An 18,932-nucleotide genomic window follows, 5' to 3' on the forward strand; every position below is an offset into this window, starting at 1 on the left:
TTTCCGGCCGACGAAATTGACGCGTGTCGTACGGCCGCCGTCCGGAATGCAACCACCCGTCACCGCTGGTGGTTCTCCATTCGCCGGCGCAGGGGACGCCGGTCAGCGCCGGTTCAGGTCGCTGTCCTCCCGCGTCCTCGTGCCGGCCGGCTCGCCGCGGCGGACCGAGCCCGGTGCCCGGGCGGTGGGGCGGTCGGCGTGTGCCGAGGAGCTCAGCTGCCAGGGAACGCTGGTGACCATCACGCCGGGCGTGAACAGCAGACGGCTCTTCAGCCAGAGGGCGGACTGGTTGTGCAGCAGGTTCTCCCACCAGTGGCCGACGACGTACTCGGGGATGAACACCGCCACGACGTCCCGCGGGCTCTCTCTCCGCAGTGAGCGCACATACTCGACCACCGGCCGGGTCACCTCGCGATAGGGCGAGTCGATGACCTTGAGGGGCACGTCGATGCCGTACTCCTCCCAGCGCTCCCGCAGCGCGAGGGCCTCGTCGCGGTCCACCGACACCGTCAGCGCCTCCAGCCGGTCGGGCCGCAAGGCACGCGCGTACGACAGTGTCCGCAGGGTCGGCTTGTGCAGAGTTGAGACCAGCACGATGCCCAACACTCTTGAGGGCGGGACGAGTTCCTCACGGGGGTCCGTCACGGCGAGTTCCGCGGAGGTGGCGTCGTAGTGCCGGCGGATGCCCCGCATCATCACCCACAGCACGATCGCGGCGAGCACCGCCAGCCATGCGCCCTGGAGGAACTTCGTGGCGAGCACGATCACCAGGACGAGGCCGGTGACCACCGCGCCCAGCGCGTTGATCAGGCGCGCCGAGTGGCGGCGCCGCCGCAGCGCGGGGTCGGTCGTGGTGCGCAGCTCACGGTTCCAGTGCCGGACCATGCCCGTCTGCGACAGCGTGAACGAGGTGAACACGCCCAGGATGTAGAGGTGGATGAGGTTCGTGACGTTCGCCCGGAAGCCCCACAGCAGCAGACCGGCGACGAGCGCGAGGGCCACGATGCCGTTGGAGAAGGCGAGCCGGTCGCCGCGGTTGTGCAGCTGACGCGGCAGATAGCGATGCTGGGCGAGGATCGAGGAGAGCAGCGGGAAGCCGTTGAACGCGGTGTTCGCGGCGAGGACCAGCACCAGCGCGGTGGCCGCCTGGATGAAGTAGAAACCGACACTGTTCTCACCGCCGAACACGGCCGCCGCGATCTGCGCGATGACCGTGCGCTGCGTATGGCTCTCGCAGCTGCCGTCCAGGCCGGTGAGGCGGCACGCGTCATCGGTGATGCGTACCTTGGACACGATCGCGAGCGTCGTGACACCGACGAACATGACGATCGCGATGGCCCCCATCGCCACCATCGTGGCCGCCGCGTTCTGCGACTTGGGTCTGCGGAACGCCGGTACGCCGTTGGAGATCGCCTCCACACCCGTCAGTGCCGTACAGCCGGACGAGAAGGCCCGCAGCACCAGCATCAGCAGTGCCAGCCCGGCGAGATCCGCGTCCCCGGGTTCTGGTGTCACGCCGTACTTCGCGCTCTCGGCGACCGGCGCGTCACCGAGCAGATAGCGGACCAGACCGGTCGCGACCATGATCAGTACGCCGCCGATGAACAGATACGTCGGCGCCGCGAAGGCGTTCCCGGACTCGCGGGTGCCGCGCAGGTTCATGGCGGTCAGGACCGCGACGAAGCCCAGCGCCAACGGGACGCGGTACTCGGCCAGTTGGGGGATCGCCGAGATGATGTTGTCGACCCCCGAGGCGACGGAGACGGCCACCGTCATCACGTAGTCGACGAGCAGCGAGGCGGCCACCACCAGACCGGCCGACGGGCCGAGATTCGTGGAGACCACCTCGTACGAGCCGCCGCCGCTCGGGTAGGCGTACACCACCTGGCGGTACGAGAGCACCACCACCGTCATCAGCGACACGACCGCCACCGCGATCCACGGCGTGAAGTGCAGATACGCCAGCCCGCCGAGGGTGAGCACGAGCAGGATCTCCTGCGTCGCGTACGCCACCGACGACAGCGGGTCGGAGGCGAAGATCGGCAGGGCGAGCCGTTTGGGCAGCAGCGTCCCCTGGAGCTCTTCGCTGCGCCTGGCCCGGCCGATCACCAGGCGTTTCAGCAGACCGGTCACGTTGAACACGGCGCGAGCGTAAGCGCGGGAGCGGCCCGAATCCGGGGAGCCCTGCCCGGGAGGGCGTCAGGACGGCGTCAGGTTCGGCCAGATCCGTACGGATGGCGTAAGAGGCAGGGCCGGGACCGCCGGACCGTCTCTGTTGATCGCCCCGGCGGCCTCCTGGCCGAAAGTGCCCTGCGCTGCGAGCCCCCTCACGGTTCACCTGTCCTTCGTACGCTCCCCATCAGCCACGACGGGCCGTTGTCAGTGGCCCGCGCTAGTCTGCGCAGATCTGATTGTTTGGCCCGATCTGGGAGGTTTTCATGGCCTCGCGCCTCAATCCGTACATCAGCTTCGACGGTGACGCCCGGCAGGCGTTGGAGTTCTACAAGGAGGTCCTCGGCGGCACCTTGGCGCTGAACACCTTCGGGGAGTCCGGTATGACGGACAGCCCCGAAGCGGACAAGATCATGCACGGCATGCTGGAGACGCCGAGCGGTTTCACGCTGATGGGAGCCGACACCCCGCCGGGCATGGGGTACACCGCGGGCGGCAACTTCTCGGTGAGCCTCAGCGGCGACGACGAAGCCGAACTGCGCGGCTACTGGGAGAAGCTGTCCGCCGGCGGCACGGTGGCCGTCCCGCTCGAGAAGCAGATGTGGGGCGACGTGTTCGGCATGTGTACGGACCGGTTCGGCATCCCCTGGATGGTCAACATCAGCGAGGCACAGGGCTGAGCCGGCCACCCGCAGGAAAACGGGCCCTGACGCCCATCCCAGGTCCCGCCGACCCGACGGTCGGCGGGACCTCGCGGTGTCCGCCGTCGTGGCCGTGACCGGAGCCGGGCGGCTCGTGGAGCAGGGATGAGGGCTTCTCACCCACCAGAATCCCCTCGCGGAGTCTTCCCACCCTCTCGGTGTCCCCTCGCGTCAGTGTCCCGTCAGCCGACGGCGGTTCTCCGTCAGCATCCCGTCATGAAGCGCGTCAGCGGCCGAGGGAGCCGGGGGGAGAGGGCATACCTTCATGGCACGCCCCGGGTTCGCCTCCCCGCGCCGGGGCACCATCACGCCCCACCACCCGGATCCTCCAGGAGGCATCCCATGACAGACCTCGCGTGCGCCGAAGACCCGGAGCCCTCAGAACGGTTCCCGGCCGGACCCCTGTACGTACCCGTCCGGCCGGGACCAGCAGGATGCTCGACCCGGCTGTTCCGCACACCCCTCGGGGTCCGGACCGCCGTCGGCTTCACCAGCCGTGACCGGCTGACCGCCACCCTCGGCGACGGACAGGCCTGGATCCGGCTCGCCGAGCCCGTGCTCCGCGCCCTCACCGAACCGCTAGGCGTCACCACGGTCACCGTGGACCCCCAGCTCTCCGCACCCCTGGCCGGACCAGCGCCCCGCGCATGGGATCCGCGGGTCGCCGAGGTGCCGCGCGCGAGCGGGGCGACCGCCCGCGCCGTACGGGCCGTACGGGCCGTCTGAGGACGGAAAGGGAATCCGCGATGACCACTCTGCACGAGCCCGCCGTCACCTCCGGCGCCGACGACCTGTCGGTGTGGCCCGCCTCCACCGCCCGGCACGACCGGGGAGACCTCGCCGTCGGCGGCGTTTCCCTCGCCGAGATCGCCGACCGCTTCGGCACTCCCGTCTACATACTCGACGAGGGCGAGGTCCGTGCACGCTGCCGCACCTACCGGGACGCCTTCCCCGAGGCCGAAGTCCTCTACGCGGCCAAGGCGTTCCTGTGCCGTGCCATGGCCCACTGGGTCGAGGAGGAGGGCCTCGGTCTGGACGTGTGCTCCGCCGGTGAGCTGGAACTCGCCGTCACCACCGGCTTCCCGCCCCAGCGGATCGTGCTGCACGGCAACGCCAAGTCGCCGCACGACCTGGAGACCGCGCTGCGCCTGGGCATCGGACGCATCGTGATCGACAGCCCGTCGGAGATCGCGCGGCTCGCGGCGGCGGTCGGCCCCGGCGGACACCAGAAGGTGATGGTGCGGGTCGTCCCCGGCATCAGCGCCGGCGGCCACGAGAAGATCCGAACGGGCACGGACGACCAGAAGTTCGGCCTGACCCTCACTGACGGCCACGCCCAGCACACCATCGCCCGCATCCTCGACCAGCCCCAACTGGAACTCACCGGCCTGCACTGCCACTTGGGCTCGCAGATCACCAGCGTCAAGCCGTATCTCGCGGCCGTACGACGCATGGTGGGGCTGATGGCACGCCTGCGCGACGCCCACGGTGTCGTACTGCCCGAGCTGGACCTGGGCGGCGGTCACGGCATCGCCTACCGGCCGGGGGAGGAGGCACTCGACCTCACGACACTGGCCCGCAAGGTGCGCGCCGAACTCGTCGAGAGCTGCGCCGCCGCAGGGCTGCCGGTCCCGCGGCTGCTGATCGAGCCCGGGCGCGCCATCGCCGGACCGGCCGGTCTCGCGCTCTATCACGTGCTCGCGGTGAAGCGGACCGCCGAACACACCTTCGTGGCCGTGGACGGCGGGATGAGCGACAACCCGCGCCCCGCGCTGTACGGAGTGCGGTACTCGCCCCGGCTGATCGCACGCCGCTCCACCGCGGAGCCGGCCCCGGTGACCGTGGTCGGCCGGCACTGCGAGGCGGGCGACATCCTCGCCTCGGACGTCCGACTGCCCGGCGACGTGCACCCGGGCGACCTGCTGGCCGTGCCGGTGGCCGGTGCGTACCACCTCTCCATGGCCTCGGGCTACAACCTGGTCGGACGCCCGCCCGTGGTGGCCGTCGACCGCGGCCACGCCCGGCTCCTCGTCCGCCGGGAGTCGCTGGAGGACATCCGCAGCCGGGACGTCGGCCTGTAGGCGGGACCCACCTTCGGGCGAGTGACGGCCCGTCCCCGCCCGGAGGTGTCGGCCCCGGTCAGCGGCCCGGGGGCCCATACGCGGAGCGAACGGAATTCGGTGGCACACTGACCCGGTCACCGAAGGAGCCCGACCCGTGCCCATGATCAGCAACCTGAGCAGAGCGGTGCGCCGCGCCTACCGCCGCACCGTGGATCTCAGCCATCCCGCCCGTTCCCCGCTCGGCAGCGCGGTGGTGAACTGCGTGGTCTACCGCGAGGGCGGACGGCAGCCCGGCGACTGGGAACCGGACGAGGCGATCCGACGGGCCCGCAAGGGCAGGGGCGGCTTCGTCTGGATCGGACTGCACGAACCGACGAACGAGGAGTTCGCGGGCCTCGCCAAGCTCTTCGGTCTCCACCCGCTGGCCGTCGAGGACGCCGTGCACGCCCATCAGCGGCCGAAGGTGGAGCGGTACGACGACACGCTGTTCGCCGTCTTCAAGACCGTGCGCTACGTCGAGCACGAGCAGCTCACCGCGACCAGTGAGGTGGTGGACACCGGCGAGTTGATGGTCTTCATCGGCCGCGACTTCGTGATCACCATCCGGCACGGCAACCACGGCTCCCTGGGCCCACTCCGCGAAGCCCTGGAGAGCCTGCCGGACCAGCTCGCGAAAGGGCCCTCCGCCGTGCTGCACGCCATCGCGGACCATGTGGTCGACGACTATCTTGAGGTCACGGACGCCGTACAGCACGACATAGAGGCAGTCGAGACCGCCGTCTTCGCCGAGCACACCGCGCGTGGCGACGCCGGCCAGATCTACCAGCTCAAGCGGGAACTCCTGGAGCTCAAACGGGCCGTGGTCCCGCTGGCCCGCCCCCTGCAGATCCTCGCCCACGAGCCGCCGGCGGCCCTCTCCCCGGACATCCAGCCGTACTTCCGCGACGTCGCCGACCATCTCGCCCGCGCCACCGAGCAGATCAACGCCTTCGACGGGCTGCTCGACTCGATCCTCCAGGCCCACCTCGCGCAGGTCACCGTCGCCCAGAACGAGGACATGCGAAAAATCACGGCCTGGGCCGCCACCGTCGCCGTCCCCACCATGATCTGCGGCCTCTACGGCATGAACTTCGACCACATGCCCGAACTGCACTGGACGTACGGCTACCCCCTGGTCCTCGGCGTCATCGCCACCCTCTGCTTCGTCATCCACCGGGGCTTCAGGCGCAACGGCTGGCTCTGAACCGGGCCCGCTGAGCGGTCACGGCGGGCCCCGGCTCCCGAAGAACCTGCCTCAGCTCCTGATGAAGTCGACCAGGTCCGCGTTGAAGGCCTTCTCGAACTCACCGACCAGGCCGTGCGGAGCGCCCGGGTACACCTTGAGCGTGGCGTCCTTGACGAGCTGCGCCGACTTGTGGGCGGCCGCCGCGATGGGCACGATCTGGTCGTCGTCGCCGTGTGCGATCAGCGTGGGCACGTCGATGCGCCCCAGGTCCTCGGTGAAGTCCTGTTCGGAGAACTGCTCGACGCAGTCGTACGCGGCCTTCAGCCCGACCTGCATGCTCCACAGCCAGAACGAGCGGCGCAGTCCTTCCGAGACCGTGGCACCGGGCCGGTTGAAGCCGAAGAACGCCTCGCTGAGATCCCAGTAGAACTGCGAGCGGTCGGCCTCGACACCGGCCCGGATGCCGTCGAAGGCCTCCCGCGGGGTGCCCTCGGGGTTGGCGTCCGTCTTGAGCATCAGTGGTGGGACCGCTCCCAGCAGTACGACCTTGGCGACCCGCGCGGTGCCGTGGCGCCCGATGTAGCGGGTCACCTCGCCACCGCCGGTCGAGTGGCCGACCAGGACCACGTCGGTGAGTTCGAGTCCGTCGAGGAGCTCGGCCAGGTCGTCCGCGTACTGGTCCATGTGGTTGCCCTGCCACGGCTGCCCGGAGCGGCCGTGGCCGCGACGGTCGTGGGCGACGGCACGGAAGCCGTTGTCGGCGACCAGCCGGGCCTGTCCGTCCCAGGCGTCCGCGTTGAGGGGCCAGCCGTGACTGAAGACGACCGGCTGTCCGGTGCCCCAGTCCTTGTAGAAGATCTCGGTGCCGTCGCTGGTGGTGAAGGTTCCCACGGGGAGTGCCTTTCTCTTCGAACTTCCTGGATCTCTTCAGGTGGTCCGTACGCCGGGCGGTCGGACGAATCGCCGCACGAACGCGAGTGCCGTGTCGGCATCTCGATAATCTCCGAGATGCCCGGATTCCGCTGCTTCTTGCATGAGGCGTGGGCGATCGCTCAGGGCACGGTGTGGTCCCTCTAGCCCGAGACGATCAGTTGCGGTCCGCGCTCTCGGAGGCGACCTTCACCTCGGTCCACGGGGCGACGTCGACGTTGGGCCCGCACGGCATGCCTGCCATCTGTCGCGTGACTGCGTTCGCGGACCGTTGTCGTTCAGAGGTCCGTTGTCGTTCAGAGGTCCGGTTCGTCGAGTACGCCGTCCAGTGCGAGCCGGATCGCGGCCTCCGGGCTCAACTCCCGTCCCTCGCGCACCGCTTCGGCGAAGGCGCTGTCGCCGAGGGCCTTGCGGAGGTGGCGTGCGTACTCCCGGCGGAAGACGGTCGTTCCGGCGTCGCCGAGCTGGGGGAGTCCGGCCGCGTGCCAGAGGCGCGTGCCCACGCCCAGGAGGCGGGCGGCGCGTTCGGGCTCGCCGCGGGAGGCCTCCGCGGCGACCAGGAGGTCGGCCACGGCCGCGGCGCCGAGCCGGTCGTGGACGCGCCACTTGGCGGCCAGGGCCTCGCGGGCGGAGATCAGCGCGTCGTCCGGCCGTCCGAGCCCGATCCCGGCGAGGGCGACGAAGAAGTCGCCCCAGGCCCGCATCCACAGTTCACCGCGCTTCGCGCAGTCGGCGCGCAGCCGTTCGGCCACTGCCGCGCAGCGCTCGAACGCGCCCTGGCCTGCCAGGAGATACGCCTGCAGCGCCAGCGTGAGGAGCTGGAAGAACTCCGCTCCGCCGCCGACGCCAGGCCCCTGGGTGCTGCTGCCGTACAGCAGCGCGGACCGTGCCGACTCGCCGCGCACCGCGAGACTCGCCCCGGTCAACGGCAGTGCGGGAACGGGCAGTTGACGCTCTTCGGCGAGCCACACGTACGCCGCGCTCACCGACTCGGCGGCGTCCAGGTCGTCCGGCACCACGGTGACCAGGCGGTGTGCCCAGGTCGCCAGGGTGTGCTCGGGGCCGCCGTCGTGCGCCCGGCGCAGCGCGCGCTCCAGATGGCCGCGTCCCTCCTCGGCGAAGCCGCAGGCGAACCAGAAGTACCAGAGTGTGCCCGCGAGTTCGAGTGCCGTCTCGGGCTCCGGCGCCGTCAGGCACTCCTCCAGCGCGACCCGCAGGTTGGCGTGCTCCACACTCAGCCGCTCGGCCCACATCCGCTGGCCCGGGCCGAGCCACTCGGCCTGGCCCTGGCGCGCGATCCAGCGGAAGTAGTCGCGGTGACGGCCGCGTACGGTGTTCTGCTCGCCGAGGCCTTCGAGCCACTCGGCGCCGAAGGTGCGGACCGTGTCGAGCATGCGGTAGCGACCGGCCACACCGTCGCCCTCGCGCGTCACGATCGACTTCTCGGTGAGCGACGCGAGCAGCGCCAGGATCTCCTCGGCGTCCAACGGGCCGCCGTGGCAGACGAATTCGGCCGCCTCCACGTCCCAGCCGCCCGCGAACACGGAGAGGCGGGCCCACAGCAGCCGCTCCAGCGGAGTGCACAGCTCGTGGCTCCAGCCGATCGCCGTACGCAGCGTCTGGTGCCGGGCGAGCCGCGGCCGGGCGGGGGAGACGAGCAGGTCGAACCGGGAGTCGAGGCCCGCCAGGAGCCGGTCGAGGGCGAAGCCGCGCAGTCGCACCGCGGCCAGTTCCAGGGCCAGCGGGATCCCGTCGAGGCGGGCACAGACCGCCGCCACGTTCGCCCGGTTGGCGTCGGTCAGCGCGAACGACGGCACGGCGGCCGCGGCGCGGGCCGCGAACAGCGCCACCGCGTCGTCGCGCTCGCCGAGCGGCAGCGGCGTCACGGACAGCAGATGCTCGCCGGGCACCCCCAGTGGCTGCCGGCTGGTGGCCAGAACCCGTAACTCCGGTACATGCGCGAGGAGTTCCTGGACGACACGCGCGCACTCGTCCAGTACGTGATCGCAGGTGTCCAGGACGAGCAGCAGTGGCCTGTCGTCGAGATGCTCGTAGACAGCCTCGAGGAGCGGGCGCAGAGTCTGCTCGGTCAACCGGGTCGCCTCGGCCACGGCGTTCGTGAGGAGGGCGGGGTTCTTGAGGTCGGACAGTTCCACCAGCCACACCCCGCCGGGGAAGGCGGCCCTCGCGGTATGTGCGGCCCGCAGCGCCAGCCGTGACTTGCCGACCCCGCCGGGGCCGGTGAGGCTGACGAGCCGCGCGGTCCCCAACAGGGCGGAGATTTCGGCCAGTTCGGATCTGCGGCCGATGAAGGCGTTGGACTCGGCGGGGAGATTGCCGGTCCTGCCGTTGCGCACCGAGGCCACCATCGCTCCCCCTCACCCGACCGATGGCGGTCACCCTAACGCCCGGGAACGCCCGTGTCCGACCCCTGTCCGGGTGACCGGTAATAGGGCCCGCGCCCTCACGCCGGGGCCGTATTGGGCGTAGCGTGGATGCGTCCTGGCACGCCGAGTGGCGACCTTGGGAGGTGCGGGATGGACACCGTGCCCGCACCCAGAGCAGTCGGAGAGATGCGTGCCGGGGACCATCTGCTCCTGGGCTACGAAGCGGACGACGAGCGCGAGACCGTTGTTGCCGCGTTCCTCCTGGACGGGCTGGCCAGCGGCCACCGGGGGCTGGTGCTGGGCCCGGCCGATCTGCCTGCCGACCTCGCCCTCACGTTCCTGGAGTCCCGCGGCTGCGCCGTCGACGACGAACTCGCCGCCGGGCGGCTGACCGTGGACCCGCACCTCGCGACCCCCGACGGGCTGTGGGATCTCGACGAGGTGATCCGCCGCGAGACGCGCCGCGCGGTCGGTGACGGCTATCTCGGCCTGCGCGTCAGCATGGAGGTCATGCGCGGCCAGGCGGGCAAGGGCCTCAAGACGCTGCACGACAGCGAACTCCTCCTCGAACCCGTCTTCGCGTCCCTGCCGGTGCTCGGCATCTGCCAGTACGACCGCCGTGTCTTCGACGAGGGCGAGCTGGCCCCTCTCGACGGACTGCACAACGGCCGGGTCGCCGCCGACCTCGTCTGGCACGACGAACTGCTGTCCATCACCCGCACCTTCGCCCCGCCCGGTCTCGCGCTCGCCGGAGAGGTCGACGACACGAACGTGACCGCCCTGGCCCGCGCTCTGCACGCCGAGACGGCCCGTGCCCGCGCCCGCCCGGTGAACGGGCTGCGCACTCGCCTCGACATGCGCGGCCTGCGCTTCATCGATGTCGGTGCGCTGCGCCTGCTGGTCTTCGCGGGCGGCGCCCTGTCCACGTCCGGCGGCACCCTCGTCCTGTACGGCGTCGCCCCGCACATCCAGCGGCTGATGCGGGTCACCGGCTGGGACCGCGTACCCGGACTGCTCGTCGAGCAAGCGCACTTGTAAGCGGACTCGGGGGAGGGAGCTGCGCCGTGAGTCGTACGGGATTCGTCCACCAGGCGCTTTGTTACGGCTCGGACGACGAGTTCCTCGAAGGAACGCTCACCTTCGCCCGCGACGGCCTGGCGGACGGAGACACCGTCCTCGCCGTCGTCGCGTCCCACAACATCACCCTCCTCGACGAGGCGCTCGGCGATCGCTCCGACGAGGTCGAGTTCGTCGACGCGGACGACTGGTACGGCAGTCCGTCCCCCACCCTGGGCCGCTACAACGCCTACTGTGCCGCCCACGACACGGACGGGACCGGCCGCCCGCGCAGGGTCCGGGTCATCGGCGAGCCCGTCTGGTCGGCCCGTTCGGCCTTCGAGGTCCGCGAGTGGATGCGCTACGAGTCCCTGCTCAACACCGCCTTCGCGGGCACCGGGCACTGGATCCTCTGCCCGTACGACACCCGCGACCTCCCTGCCGCTATCGTCCGCTCGGCGGTCCGCACCCATCCCGAACTCGCCCTCGGGCCAAGGGAGTCGGCGTACTGCAGCCGCTACGTCGACCCGGTCGACTTCTCCGCCGAGTGCGACACGGCACGGCTCCCGGCGCTCCCCGCGGGAAGTGAGGACGTTCCCTTCGCGCGCGGCCGGTCGGCGCACGTGCGGCGCGCACTCTCCGCGTACGCCCGTGGTCTGGGGGTGCCCGAGCAGCTGACGCACGACATGGTGACCGCGGTGCACGAGGCGGTCGTCAACTCCATGCGCCACGGCGGTGGTCAGGGCGTTCTGCGGCTGCGCAGCGACTCCGCCTACGTGATCTGCGAGATCTCCGACACCGGCACGCCGACCGCGCCACCGCCCCCGCAGTTCCCGGGACATCTGCCACCCGACCCGCGCGCCGCGAGCGGCCACGGGATGTGGGTGGTGAGGCAGTTGAGCGACCTGACCACTCAGACGCTTGATCCCGCGGGCTCCGTCGTACGCCTGTACTTCAGGAGGAGCGCCGTCCTGTGACGGGCGCGGGACCGCCGGCCTGGGGCACGCTCGTCGGTGCCGTCAGGGTCGTGGGGCCGCCGGCAGTGTCGCGAGGCCGGCGCGCAGGAAGGCCATCGCCGCCTTGATGTCGGTCTCCTGGGGCCGGTGGCACACCTCGGCGACCACCGCTGCCGCCGCTGCCGCCGCCATGCGCGGGCCGAAGTCGTCGGGATCGGTGCCCTGTTCCTCGGCGAGGATTCGGGCGCCGTCCTGGATGACCTCCGCCAGACGGGCCCCGGCGACCGCGCGCAGCTGCGGATTGAGTTCGAGCATGTCGTCGGCGAGATCGTCCAGCTCGCCCCTGCTCGCGATCTCTTCGCGCAGCCAGTGCTCCAGCGCGTCCAGGATCGTCCAGCCCTCCTCCCGCCTGCGCAGCGCGCTGCCGAGCCGGACCGAGAAGGCGTCGAAATCCGACAGCGCCAGCTCCAGCTTGGACGGGAAATACAGCGTGACCGTACGGGGCGACACCTCCGCCGCCGCGGCGATGTCGGCGATCGTCGTGGCCTCGAACCCGCGGTCGGCGAACAGCTTGTAGGCGGCCCGGAGGATCGCCTCCCTGCGCCGCGCCTTGCTGCGTTCCCGTAGACCCTCACTCATCATGACCGCACTTTACCATCCATAGCTAATTTACAGCTGACTGTAAAAATGCGTTAGGGTGTAGCAATGCCGCGGTCCGATCGGGGACCTGCGTCGCGGACGAGGGAAGGAACACGGCATGGCGTCACGCCTGTACACCTGGGGGCAATGGGCGGTCCGCCGCCGTGGCCGGGTCATAGCCGTCTGGCTGCTGCTGCTCGCCGTGGTCGGCGGCCTCGGGGTCACCCTGCACGGCAAGGTGAGCAACGAGTTCTCCGTGCCGGGCATCGAGTCCCAGAAGGCGCAGGACCTGCTGGAGGAGAAGTTCCCGACAGCCGCGGGCGGGGTGGCCCGCGTGGTGTTCGCCGCTCCCGAGGACGGCAAGCTCACCGAGCCCAAGGCCGAGTCGGCCGTCGCCGCGAGCCTCAAGAAGGCCGCCGATGTGCCGGGAGTCGTGAACGTCTCCGATCCGGCCGGGTCCGGCACCGTCTCCGAGAACCGGCGGATCGGCTACGCGGACGTCCTGTTCCGTCAGTCGGCCGACGAAGTGCCCGAGACGTCGAAGGACGCCCTGTCGGAGGCGATGGCCCAGGCCCGGGACGCCGGTCTCGAGGTCGAGTTCGGCGGATCGGCCATGCAGCCGAAGACCGAGGTCGGCGGGCCCGCGGAGATCGTGGGCGTGATGATCGCCTTCGCCGTCCTGGCCCTCGCCCTCGGCTCACTGGTCGCGGCCGGACTTCCGCTGCTGACCGCCGTCGTGGGGGTGGCGATCGGCGTGCTCGGCGTCCAGTTCGTCTCCAGCTTCGTGGAGATGACCAGCACCGCCACCGTGCTCGCCCTCATGATCGGCCTCGCGGTCGGCATCGACTACGCCCTGTTCATCCTCTCCCGCCATCGTGAGCAGCTCGCCGATCCGGACACGGACGTCGAGGACTCGATCGCACGGGCCGTGGCCACCGCGGGCAGCGCGGTCGTCTTCGCCGGAGCGACCGTGATCATCGCGCTGGCCGCGCTGGCGGTCACCGGCATCCCGTTCCTCACGATCATGGGGCTGGCCGCCGCCGTGACGGTACTGCTTGCCGTGCTCATCGCCATCACTCTGGTCCCTGCCGTACTGGGTCTGTTCGGCGAGCGGCTGCGCCCGCGTGCCCGCCGCACGGAGCGCACCGAGCGCACCAAGCGGACCCCCGGATCCTGGGGTCTGGCCTGGGCCCGCGTCGTCACCCGCAAGCCGCTGATCGTGCTCCTCGTGGGCGTGATCGGGATGCTCGCACTCGCCCTGCCCGCCCGCGATCTGCGCCTTGGGCTGCCCAGCTACGCCTCACAGCCGGCCGACAGCACCCAGCACAAGAGCTACGACCTGCTGAGCGAGGGCTTCGGGCCCGGCTTCAACGCCACCCTCACCGCCGTTGTCGACACCGGCGGCATACCCGCCGCCGAGCGCACGGCGACGGTGGCGGACCTGCGTACGACCCTGGCCCGCGAGCCCGGCGTCGCCGCCGTCGCCTCGCCCGTGACCAACCCCGACTCCACCCTCGCCGTCGTCGCGGTCGTCCCCAGGACCGGCCCGGACGCCCAGGCGACGACCGATCTGGTGCACCGGCTGCGGGACAACGCGCCCGGCATCGCCCAGGCGGGCGGCACCCTCTACATAGCGGGCGCCACCGCCGCGGCCATCGATGTCGCGGGGAAACTCTCCGACGCCCTGCCCCTGTTCATCGCCATCATCGTGATCCTGGCGCTGATCCTGCTGACCGTCGCCTTCCGTTCGCTGCTGGTCCCGGTCAAGGCCGCCCTCGGATTCCTGCTGTCGGTCGCCGCGGCCCTGGGCGCCACCGTGTGGGTCTTCCAGAACGGCCATCTGAACGGCGTCCTCGACATCCCGTCGGCAGGACCGGTCACCAGCTTCCTGCCCGTGCTCCTGATCGGTGTCCTCTTCGGGCTGGCCATGGACTACGAGGTCTTCCTCGTCAGCCGCATGCGCGAGCACTACGAGCACACGGGCAGTGCGTCCGAGGCCATCACCCACGGATTGGCGCGCAGCGGCCGGGTGGTCAGTGCCGCCGCGCTGATCATGGTCGCGGTGTTCGGCGGCTTCGTCTTCAACCACGACCCGATCATCAAGTCCATCGGCTTCGCGCTCGCGTTCGGTGTCTTCATCGACGCCTTCGTGGTCCGTATGACCCTCGTCCCGGCCGCCATGGCCCTGCTCGGCCGCCGCGCCTGGGGCCTGCCCGGCTGGCTCGACCGCATTACCCCCGACGTCGACATCGAGGGCGCCAAACTCCCACAGCGCGCTACGCCGACGCGGGACGGTGAAGCCCATCAGGATCGCGAAGGCCACGAGGACCGCGAGGGCGGGGCCGACGGCGAACACCGTGAGGAGCGCGAGGCCGCCGTGCGCTGAGCCGAAGGCAGTTGGGACAATCGGCCGCGCCCGCCCAGGCGCCGAGGCGTGATGTACGCCCGGCTCCGAGGCGGGCGCGTCGCCGCAGAGCCCAGTCTCGCCCTGCCTTCAAAGGGCGGTGTAGAGGGCGTCGATGAGTGCCATCTTCCGTGGGTCGTCGGCGATGTGCGGGCCCATGCGGTTCATGACATAGCCCAGCGAGACGCCCGTCTCCGGGTCGGCGAGACCGCAGGAACCGCCGAAGCCGTCATGTCCGAAGGCCCTCGGATTCGGGCCGTACGAGCGGCCTGGGCCGCTGAGCCAGAGGCCCAGGCCGATCTCCGTCTCGCTCTCGAAGCCGGCCCCGAGGACCAGGTCACGGCACGCGCCCTGTCCCTCACGGACCCGCTCGGCGGCCTCCGCGGAGAGGACGTGCTGTGAGCCGTACGACCCCCGCCCGGCGAAGATCCCGTACAGCGCGGCAACCGCGCGGGCCGTGCCGTGTCCGTTGGCGGCCGGGATCTCCGCAGCCCGCCACGCCGCCGTGTTGGCCTCGGCGGCGCCCATCAGGGGATTGGCCAGGGCGGCCAGTGCCACCGGCGTCAACTGGCTGAAGATCGCGGCCTGTTCACTGGAGGAGGCGGCCGGAGGATGCACCAGCTCGGCCGCGCGCCCGGCCTTCTTCTCCGGCAGCCCGATGGTGAAGTCGATGCCGAGCGGCCCGGTCACCTCCCGCTCCAGGAAGGCGCCCGGCAGCAACCCCGTGACGCGTCGCACCACTTCACCGACCAGGAAGCCATACGTGAAGGCGTGGTAGCCCGAGGCCGTCCCCGGCTCCCACCAGGGCTCCGTCGCCGCGAGCCGCTTCGTGGTCAGCTCCCAGTCGAAGGCCTGCTCCAGCGAGTGCGGTTCGCGCAGCCCGGCCAGCCCCGCCCGGTGCGACAGCAGATGCCGTACGAGCACCGCCTCCTTGCCCGCCGCGGCGAACTCCGGCCAGTACGTGGCCACAGGCGCGTCCAGGTCGAGCAGCCCGCGGTCGGCCAGGATGTGCGCGCACAGTGCTGTCGGTCCCTTCGTGGTCGACCACACGTTGACCAGCGTGTCCCGCTCCCACGCGCGTGTCCGGGCCGCGTCCGCCCAGCCGCCCCACAGGTCGACCATGGTCTCGCCGTCCACCGTGACGGCCACGGCCGCGCCCAGTTCGTCGCGCTCCCGGAAGTTCTCCTCGAACGCGGCCCGCACCGCCTCGAAGCGCGTCTCGCACCGACCCTGAACCTGGGACATGGCTCCTCCGTCGTCCGCCGGGAACGCCGGGGTGCACGAGTACACCCCGGCCACCTGAACATACCGACTGGTCGGACCGGCCGGAAGGGTCTGGGCAACTCGCGCCCTTCAGGAGCGTGGGGCTGTTTCGATGTGCGGCTCCGCCGCGAGAGCGCGACCAGCCACAGCCGGTCCGCAGCCCTCCAACAGCCCGACACCCCTCTTCCCCTCCCCGAGGGGAGCCGGGGGCGTTCAGCCGAGAAACAGCGACCCCGCCGGCTCCTGATGCCCCGGCACGGAGTGCCAGTAGTCCCGCGCCTCCACGGCGAATCCCTCCGCGTCGAAGCGCACAAAGACACACCCGGCCAGCGTCGAGGCGCCCTCACCCTCCTCGGCGAGGACCCTGAACTCGGCGACAGCCACACCGTGTTCGCCGATCACAGGCGCCCCGAACCGCACATCGACAACCCGCTCGTCGGCGAACGACCAGCGAAGATACGCGGCGAGTTCGTCCCGCCCGCGATGCGGCTCGCGGAACGGCATCGACCGGTGGACGCACCCCTCGGCGTACAGGGCCAGCAGCGCGTCCACATCGTGCTCCGCCCAGGCCCGCTCCCACACCCGGACGAACCGCTCGGCCGCCTCGCGCGTCTCCACTCCTCCCGCCTCAGAAGCGCTGGGGCAGCCAGGCCAGCTTGACCGCCTCCTGGAACGGGCCGCCGCCCTCGTGGTCGTTGAAGTCGTACACCTCGATCGCCTTGTCGTCGTGCCCCCACGCGTTGAAGGCCGCGAAGACCGTCGACGGCGGGCAGGTCTGGTCCTCCAGCGCCGCCGAGAACAGGGCGGGCGCCCGGCCGCGCGCGGCGAAGTGGACACCGTCGAAGTAGGAGAGCGTGCGCAGGACCTGCTCGGTGCGGCCGCGGTGCGTCTTGAGGTAGTTGCCGACCTCCCGGTACGGGTCGCGGTCCGTGAGCGTCGTCGCGCGCGGGTAGTCGCACAGGAACGGCACGTCCGGCGCGACCGCCGAGAGGTCCGGCACCAGTCCGCCCACCGCGATGGAGATGCCGCCGCCCTGGCTCGAACCGACCACCGCGACGCGCTCGGAGTCGACGAACTCGTGCGAGCGTGCGGCCTCCACGGCCCGTACCCCGTCGGTGAACACCCGTCGGTAGTAGTAGTTCTCGGGAGCGTCGATGCCCCGCGTCATGAACCCGGGATACGCGGGCGCGCTGCCCACCGGGTCCGGCGTGTCACCGCCGCCGCCCCACGCGCCGCCCTGCCCCCGCGTGTCCATCACGAAGTGCGCGAAGCCCGCCGACGCCCACAGCAGATGCGTGTGCGAAAGGCCGCGTCCGCCGCCGTAGCCGATGTACTCGACGACCGTCGGCAACGGCGTGTTCGCCCAGGCAGGAAGCGTCAGCCAGCCCTTCACCGGGTGACCGCCGAACCCGGCGAACGTGACGTCGAAGACCTTCACGTTCTTCAGATGGGCCTCGACGGGTTCGAAGCGGGCGTCCAGACCGTGCTCGCGCGCCTCCTGCAGCGTCTTGCCCCAGAAGGCGTCGAAGTCCTCGGGCTCGACGGACGCGCTGCGATAGTTCCGGAGCTGATCGAGAGGAAGGTCGAACAAGGCCATGGAAGACCGCCTTTGCTACGAATAAGGGTGCGGATGATCACACCGTACGGGGGTGGCCGGAGGGCCGCCAGACCTCCTCCGCGGGCCGGCCCGTCCTGGCTACGATGCCGCCATGCCGCCTGCCGTGGACCTGCTGGTCAAGGACGCCGAACTGCTGGTAGTGGACGGGGAACGGGAGATCGCGGGCGGCTGGGTGGCCGTCGCGGACGGCCGGGTCGCCGCCGTCGGCGGTCCCGGGGCCGAACCGGAGGCCCGCTCGGAGCTGTCCGCGGCCGGCCGGATCGTCACCCCCGGACTGATCAACACGCACCACCACATCTACCAGAACCTCACCCGCTCCTACGCGCCCGCGGTGAACGGCTCCCTCTTCGACTGGCTCACCACGCTGTACCCGCTGTGGGCCGCGCTCGACGAGGAGGCGGTCTACGTGTCGGCGTACGTCGGCATGGCCGAACTGCTGATGGGCGGCTGCACGACCTCGTCCGACCACCTCTACGTCCATCCGCGCCCGCGCCTCGTGGACGCCGAGATCCGCGCCGCGCGGGACATCGGGTTCCGCTTCCACGCCACCCGCGGCTCGATGACCCGGTCCGTGGAGGACGGGGGACTGCCGCCGAGGAGCGTCACACAGACCGAGGACGAGGTCCTCGCCGACAGCGAGCGGCTGATCAAGGCCCACCACGATCCGCAACCGGGCGCGCTCGTCCGGGTTGCGCTCGCCCCCTGCTCGCCGTTCTCGGTCACCAAGGAACTGATGACTGCGACCGCGGAACTCGCCGAACGGTACGACGTACGACTGCACACGCATCTCGCCGAGGACCGCGACGAGGACACGTACTGCCTGGAGACGTACGGCTGCCGGCCCGTCGAGTACTTCGAGGACACGGGCTGGCTGAGCGACCGCAGCTGGGTCGCGCACTGCATCCACCCGAACGACGCCGAACTGCGGCGCCTCGCCGGGGCCGGGGTCGGGGTGGCGCACTGCCCCAGCTCCAACATGCTCATCGGCGGCGGCACCGCCCGCGTGCGGGAGATGCGCGAGCTGGGTCTGCCGGTCGGCATCGGCTGCGACGGCTCCGCCTCCACGGACCACGCCTCACTGTGGATGGAGACCCGCGGCGCCCTCCTGCTCGGCCGCTATCGGGGCGGGCCCGGCGCGATGACCGCCCGTGACGCCCTCGACATCGCGACCCGCGGCTCCGCCCAATGCCTGGGCCGAGCCGACGAGTTGGGGCATCTGAGGCCGGGCGCCTGCGCCGACCTCGTCGTCTGGGACCTGCACGAGGTCGCGCTCGCGGGCGCGCTGAGCGACCCCGTCGAGGCCTGGCTGCGCTGCGGGCCCGGCCGCGCCTGGACCACGGTGGTCGGCGGCCGTGTACTCGTCGACCGGGGCGAGCCGGTGCTGCCCGGGCTGCGTGACGCGCTGCGGGAGCACGGGCGCATGGCGCGGAGCATGCAGCGACTGGCCTGACGCCTCCCGACCACCCGGCGCCACCCACTGACCACGGCCACTGACCACGGCTCACGGAGCACCGGCGC

The 18,932-nt window shown here is 71.0% G+C and carries 15 protein-coding genes; 8 read left to right on the forward strand and 7 right to left on the reverse strand.

What is annotated here, in order from left to right:
• Nucleotides 1-102: 102 nt before the first annotated feature.
• On the reverse strand, nt 103-2,142 hold the full coding sequence (locus OG718_RS46725) for an amino acid permease (RefSeq protein ID WP_328847026.1): 2,040 nt from the start codon (nt 2,140-2,142) through the stop codon (nt 103-105).
• Nucleotides 2,143-2,438: 296 nt separating this feature from the next.
• Between OG718_RS46725 and OG718_RS46730 the strand changes: the two genes are divergently transcribed.
• The 4 genes from OG718_RS46730 to OG718_RS46745 all read left to right on the forward strand — a co-directional run bounded on the left by OG718_RS46730 (nt 2,439) and on the right by OG718_RS46745 (nt 6,179).
• Entirely contained in the window at nt 2,439-2,852 is a 414-nt protein-coding gene (locus OG718_RS46730) for a VOC family protein (protein ID WP_328847027.1), read from the forward strand.
• A gap of 363 nt (nt 2,853-3,215) precedes the next feature.
• Nucleotides 3,216-3,599: an SAV_915 family protein gene (locus OG718_RS46735; RefSeq protein ID WP_143633558.1), complete on the forward strand. Its 384-nt coding sequence runs from the start codon at nt 3,216-3,218 to the stop codon at nt 3,597-3,599.
• A 20-nt stretch (nt 3,600-3,619) separates the two neighbouring features.
• Nucleotides 3,620-4,954 (forward strand): diaminopimelate decarboxylase, encoded by a 1,335-nt coding sequence (gene lysA, locus OG718_RS46740; protein WP_328847028.1) that lies wholly within the window; start codon nt 3,620-3,622, stop codon nt 4,952-4,954.
• 142 nt (nt 4,955-5,096) lie between these two features.
• A complete protein-coding gene (locus OG718_RS46745) occupies nt 5,097-6,179 on the forward strand; it encodes a magnesium and cobalt transport protein CorA (RefSeq protein WP_328847029.1) in 1,083 nt (360 codons plus the stop codon).
• Nucleotides 6,180-6,230: 51 nt separating this feature from the next.
• Here the strand turns inward: OG718_RS46745 and OG718_RS46750 are convergent, their stop codons facing one another.
• Nucleotides 6,231-7,052, reverse strand: coding sequence for an alpha/beta fold hydrolase (locus OG718_RS46750; RefSeq protein ID WP_143633564.1), 822 nt, complete (start codon nt 7,050-7,052; stop codon nt 6,231-6,233).
• Nucleotides 7,053-7,387: 335 nt separating this feature from the next.
• Nucleotides 7,388-9,460 (reverse strand): ATP-binding protein, encoded by a 2,073-nt coding sequence (locus tag OG718_RS46755; protein ID WP_328847030.1) that lies wholly within the window; start codon nt 9,458-9,460, stop codon nt 7,388-7,390.
• A gap of 168 nt (nt 9,461-9,628) precedes the next feature.
• Between OG718_RS46755 and OG718_RS46760 the strand changes: the two genes are divergently transcribed.
• A complete protein-coding gene (locus OG718_RS46760) occupies nt 9,629-10,516 on the forward strand; it encodes an MEDS domain-containing protein (RefSeq protein WP_186001041.1) in 888 nt (295 codons plus the stop codon).
• A 26-nt stretch (nt 10,517-10,542) separates the two neighbouring features.
• Nucleotides 10,543-11,511 carry a sensor histidine kinase gene (locus OG718_RS46765; RefSeq protein WP_328847031.1) on the forward strand — a complete coding sequence of 323 codons (969 nt, stop codon included), beginning with the start codon at nt 10,543-10,545 and terminating at the stop codon, nt 11,509-11,511.
• Nucleotides 11,512-11,553: 42 nt separating this feature from the next.
• Here the strand turns inward: OG718_RS46765 and OG718_RS46770 are convergent, their stop codons facing one another.
• Entirely contained in the window at nt 11,554-12,132 is a 579-nt protein-coding gene (locus OG718_RS46770) for a TetR/AcrR family transcriptional regulator (protein ID WP_143633571.1), read from the reverse strand.
• Between the two features lie 115 nt (nt 12,133-12,247).
• On the opposite strand from OG718_RS46770, the gene OG718_RS46775 reads away from it, so the two are divergent.
• A complete protein-coding gene (locus OG718_RS46775) occupies nt 12,248-14,515 on the forward strand; it encodes an MMPL family transporter (RefSeq protein WP_328847032.1) in 2,268 nt (755 codons plus the stop codon).
• Nucleotides 14,516-14,623: 108 nt separating this feature from the next.
• On the opposite strand, the gene OG718_RS46780 is transcribed toward OG718_RS46775, so the two are convergent.
• The 3 genes from OG718_RS46780 to OG718_RS46790 all read right to left on the reverse strand — a co-directional run bounded on the left by OG718_RS46780 (nt 14,624) and on the right by OG718_RS46790 (nt 17,393).
• Nucleotides 14,624-15,778, reverse strand: coding sequence for a serine hydrolase domain-containing protein (locus OG718_RS46780; RefSeq protein WP_328847033.1), 1,155 nt, complete (start codon nt 15,776-15,778; stop codon nt 14,624-14,626).
• A gap of 231 nt (nt 15,779-16,009) precedes the next feature.
• The gene (locus tag OG718_RS46785) at nt 16,010-16,414 is read right to left on the reverse strand and encodes a YybH family protein (protein ID WP_143633577.1); all 405 of its coding nucleotides are present in this window, start codon (nt 16,412-16,414) and stop codon (nt 16,010-16,012) included.
• Nucleotides 16,415-16,424: 10 nt separating this feature from the next.
• A complete protein-coding gene (locus OG718_RS46790) occupies nt 16,425-17,393 on the reverse strand; it encodes an acetylxylan esterase (protein ID WP_143633579.1) in 969 nt (322 codons plus the stop codon).
• A gap of 112 nt (nt 17,394-17,505) precedes the next feature.
• On the opposite strand from OG718_RS46790, the gene OG718_RS46795 reads away from it, so the two are divergent.
• The gene (locus tag OG718_RS46795; protein ID WP_143633581.1) at nt 17,506-18,864 is read left to right on the forward strand and encodes an 8-oxoguanine deaminase; all 1,359 of its coding nucleotides are present in this window, start codon (nt 17,506-17,508) and stop codon (nt 18,862-18,864) included.
• Nucleotides 18,865-18,932: the final 68 nt, after the last annotated feature.

The sequence above is a fragment of the Streptomyces sp. NBC_00258 genome (genome assembly GCF_036182465.1).
GTDB lineage: Bacteria > Actinomycetota > Actinomycetes > Streptomycetales > Streptomycetaceae > Streptomyces.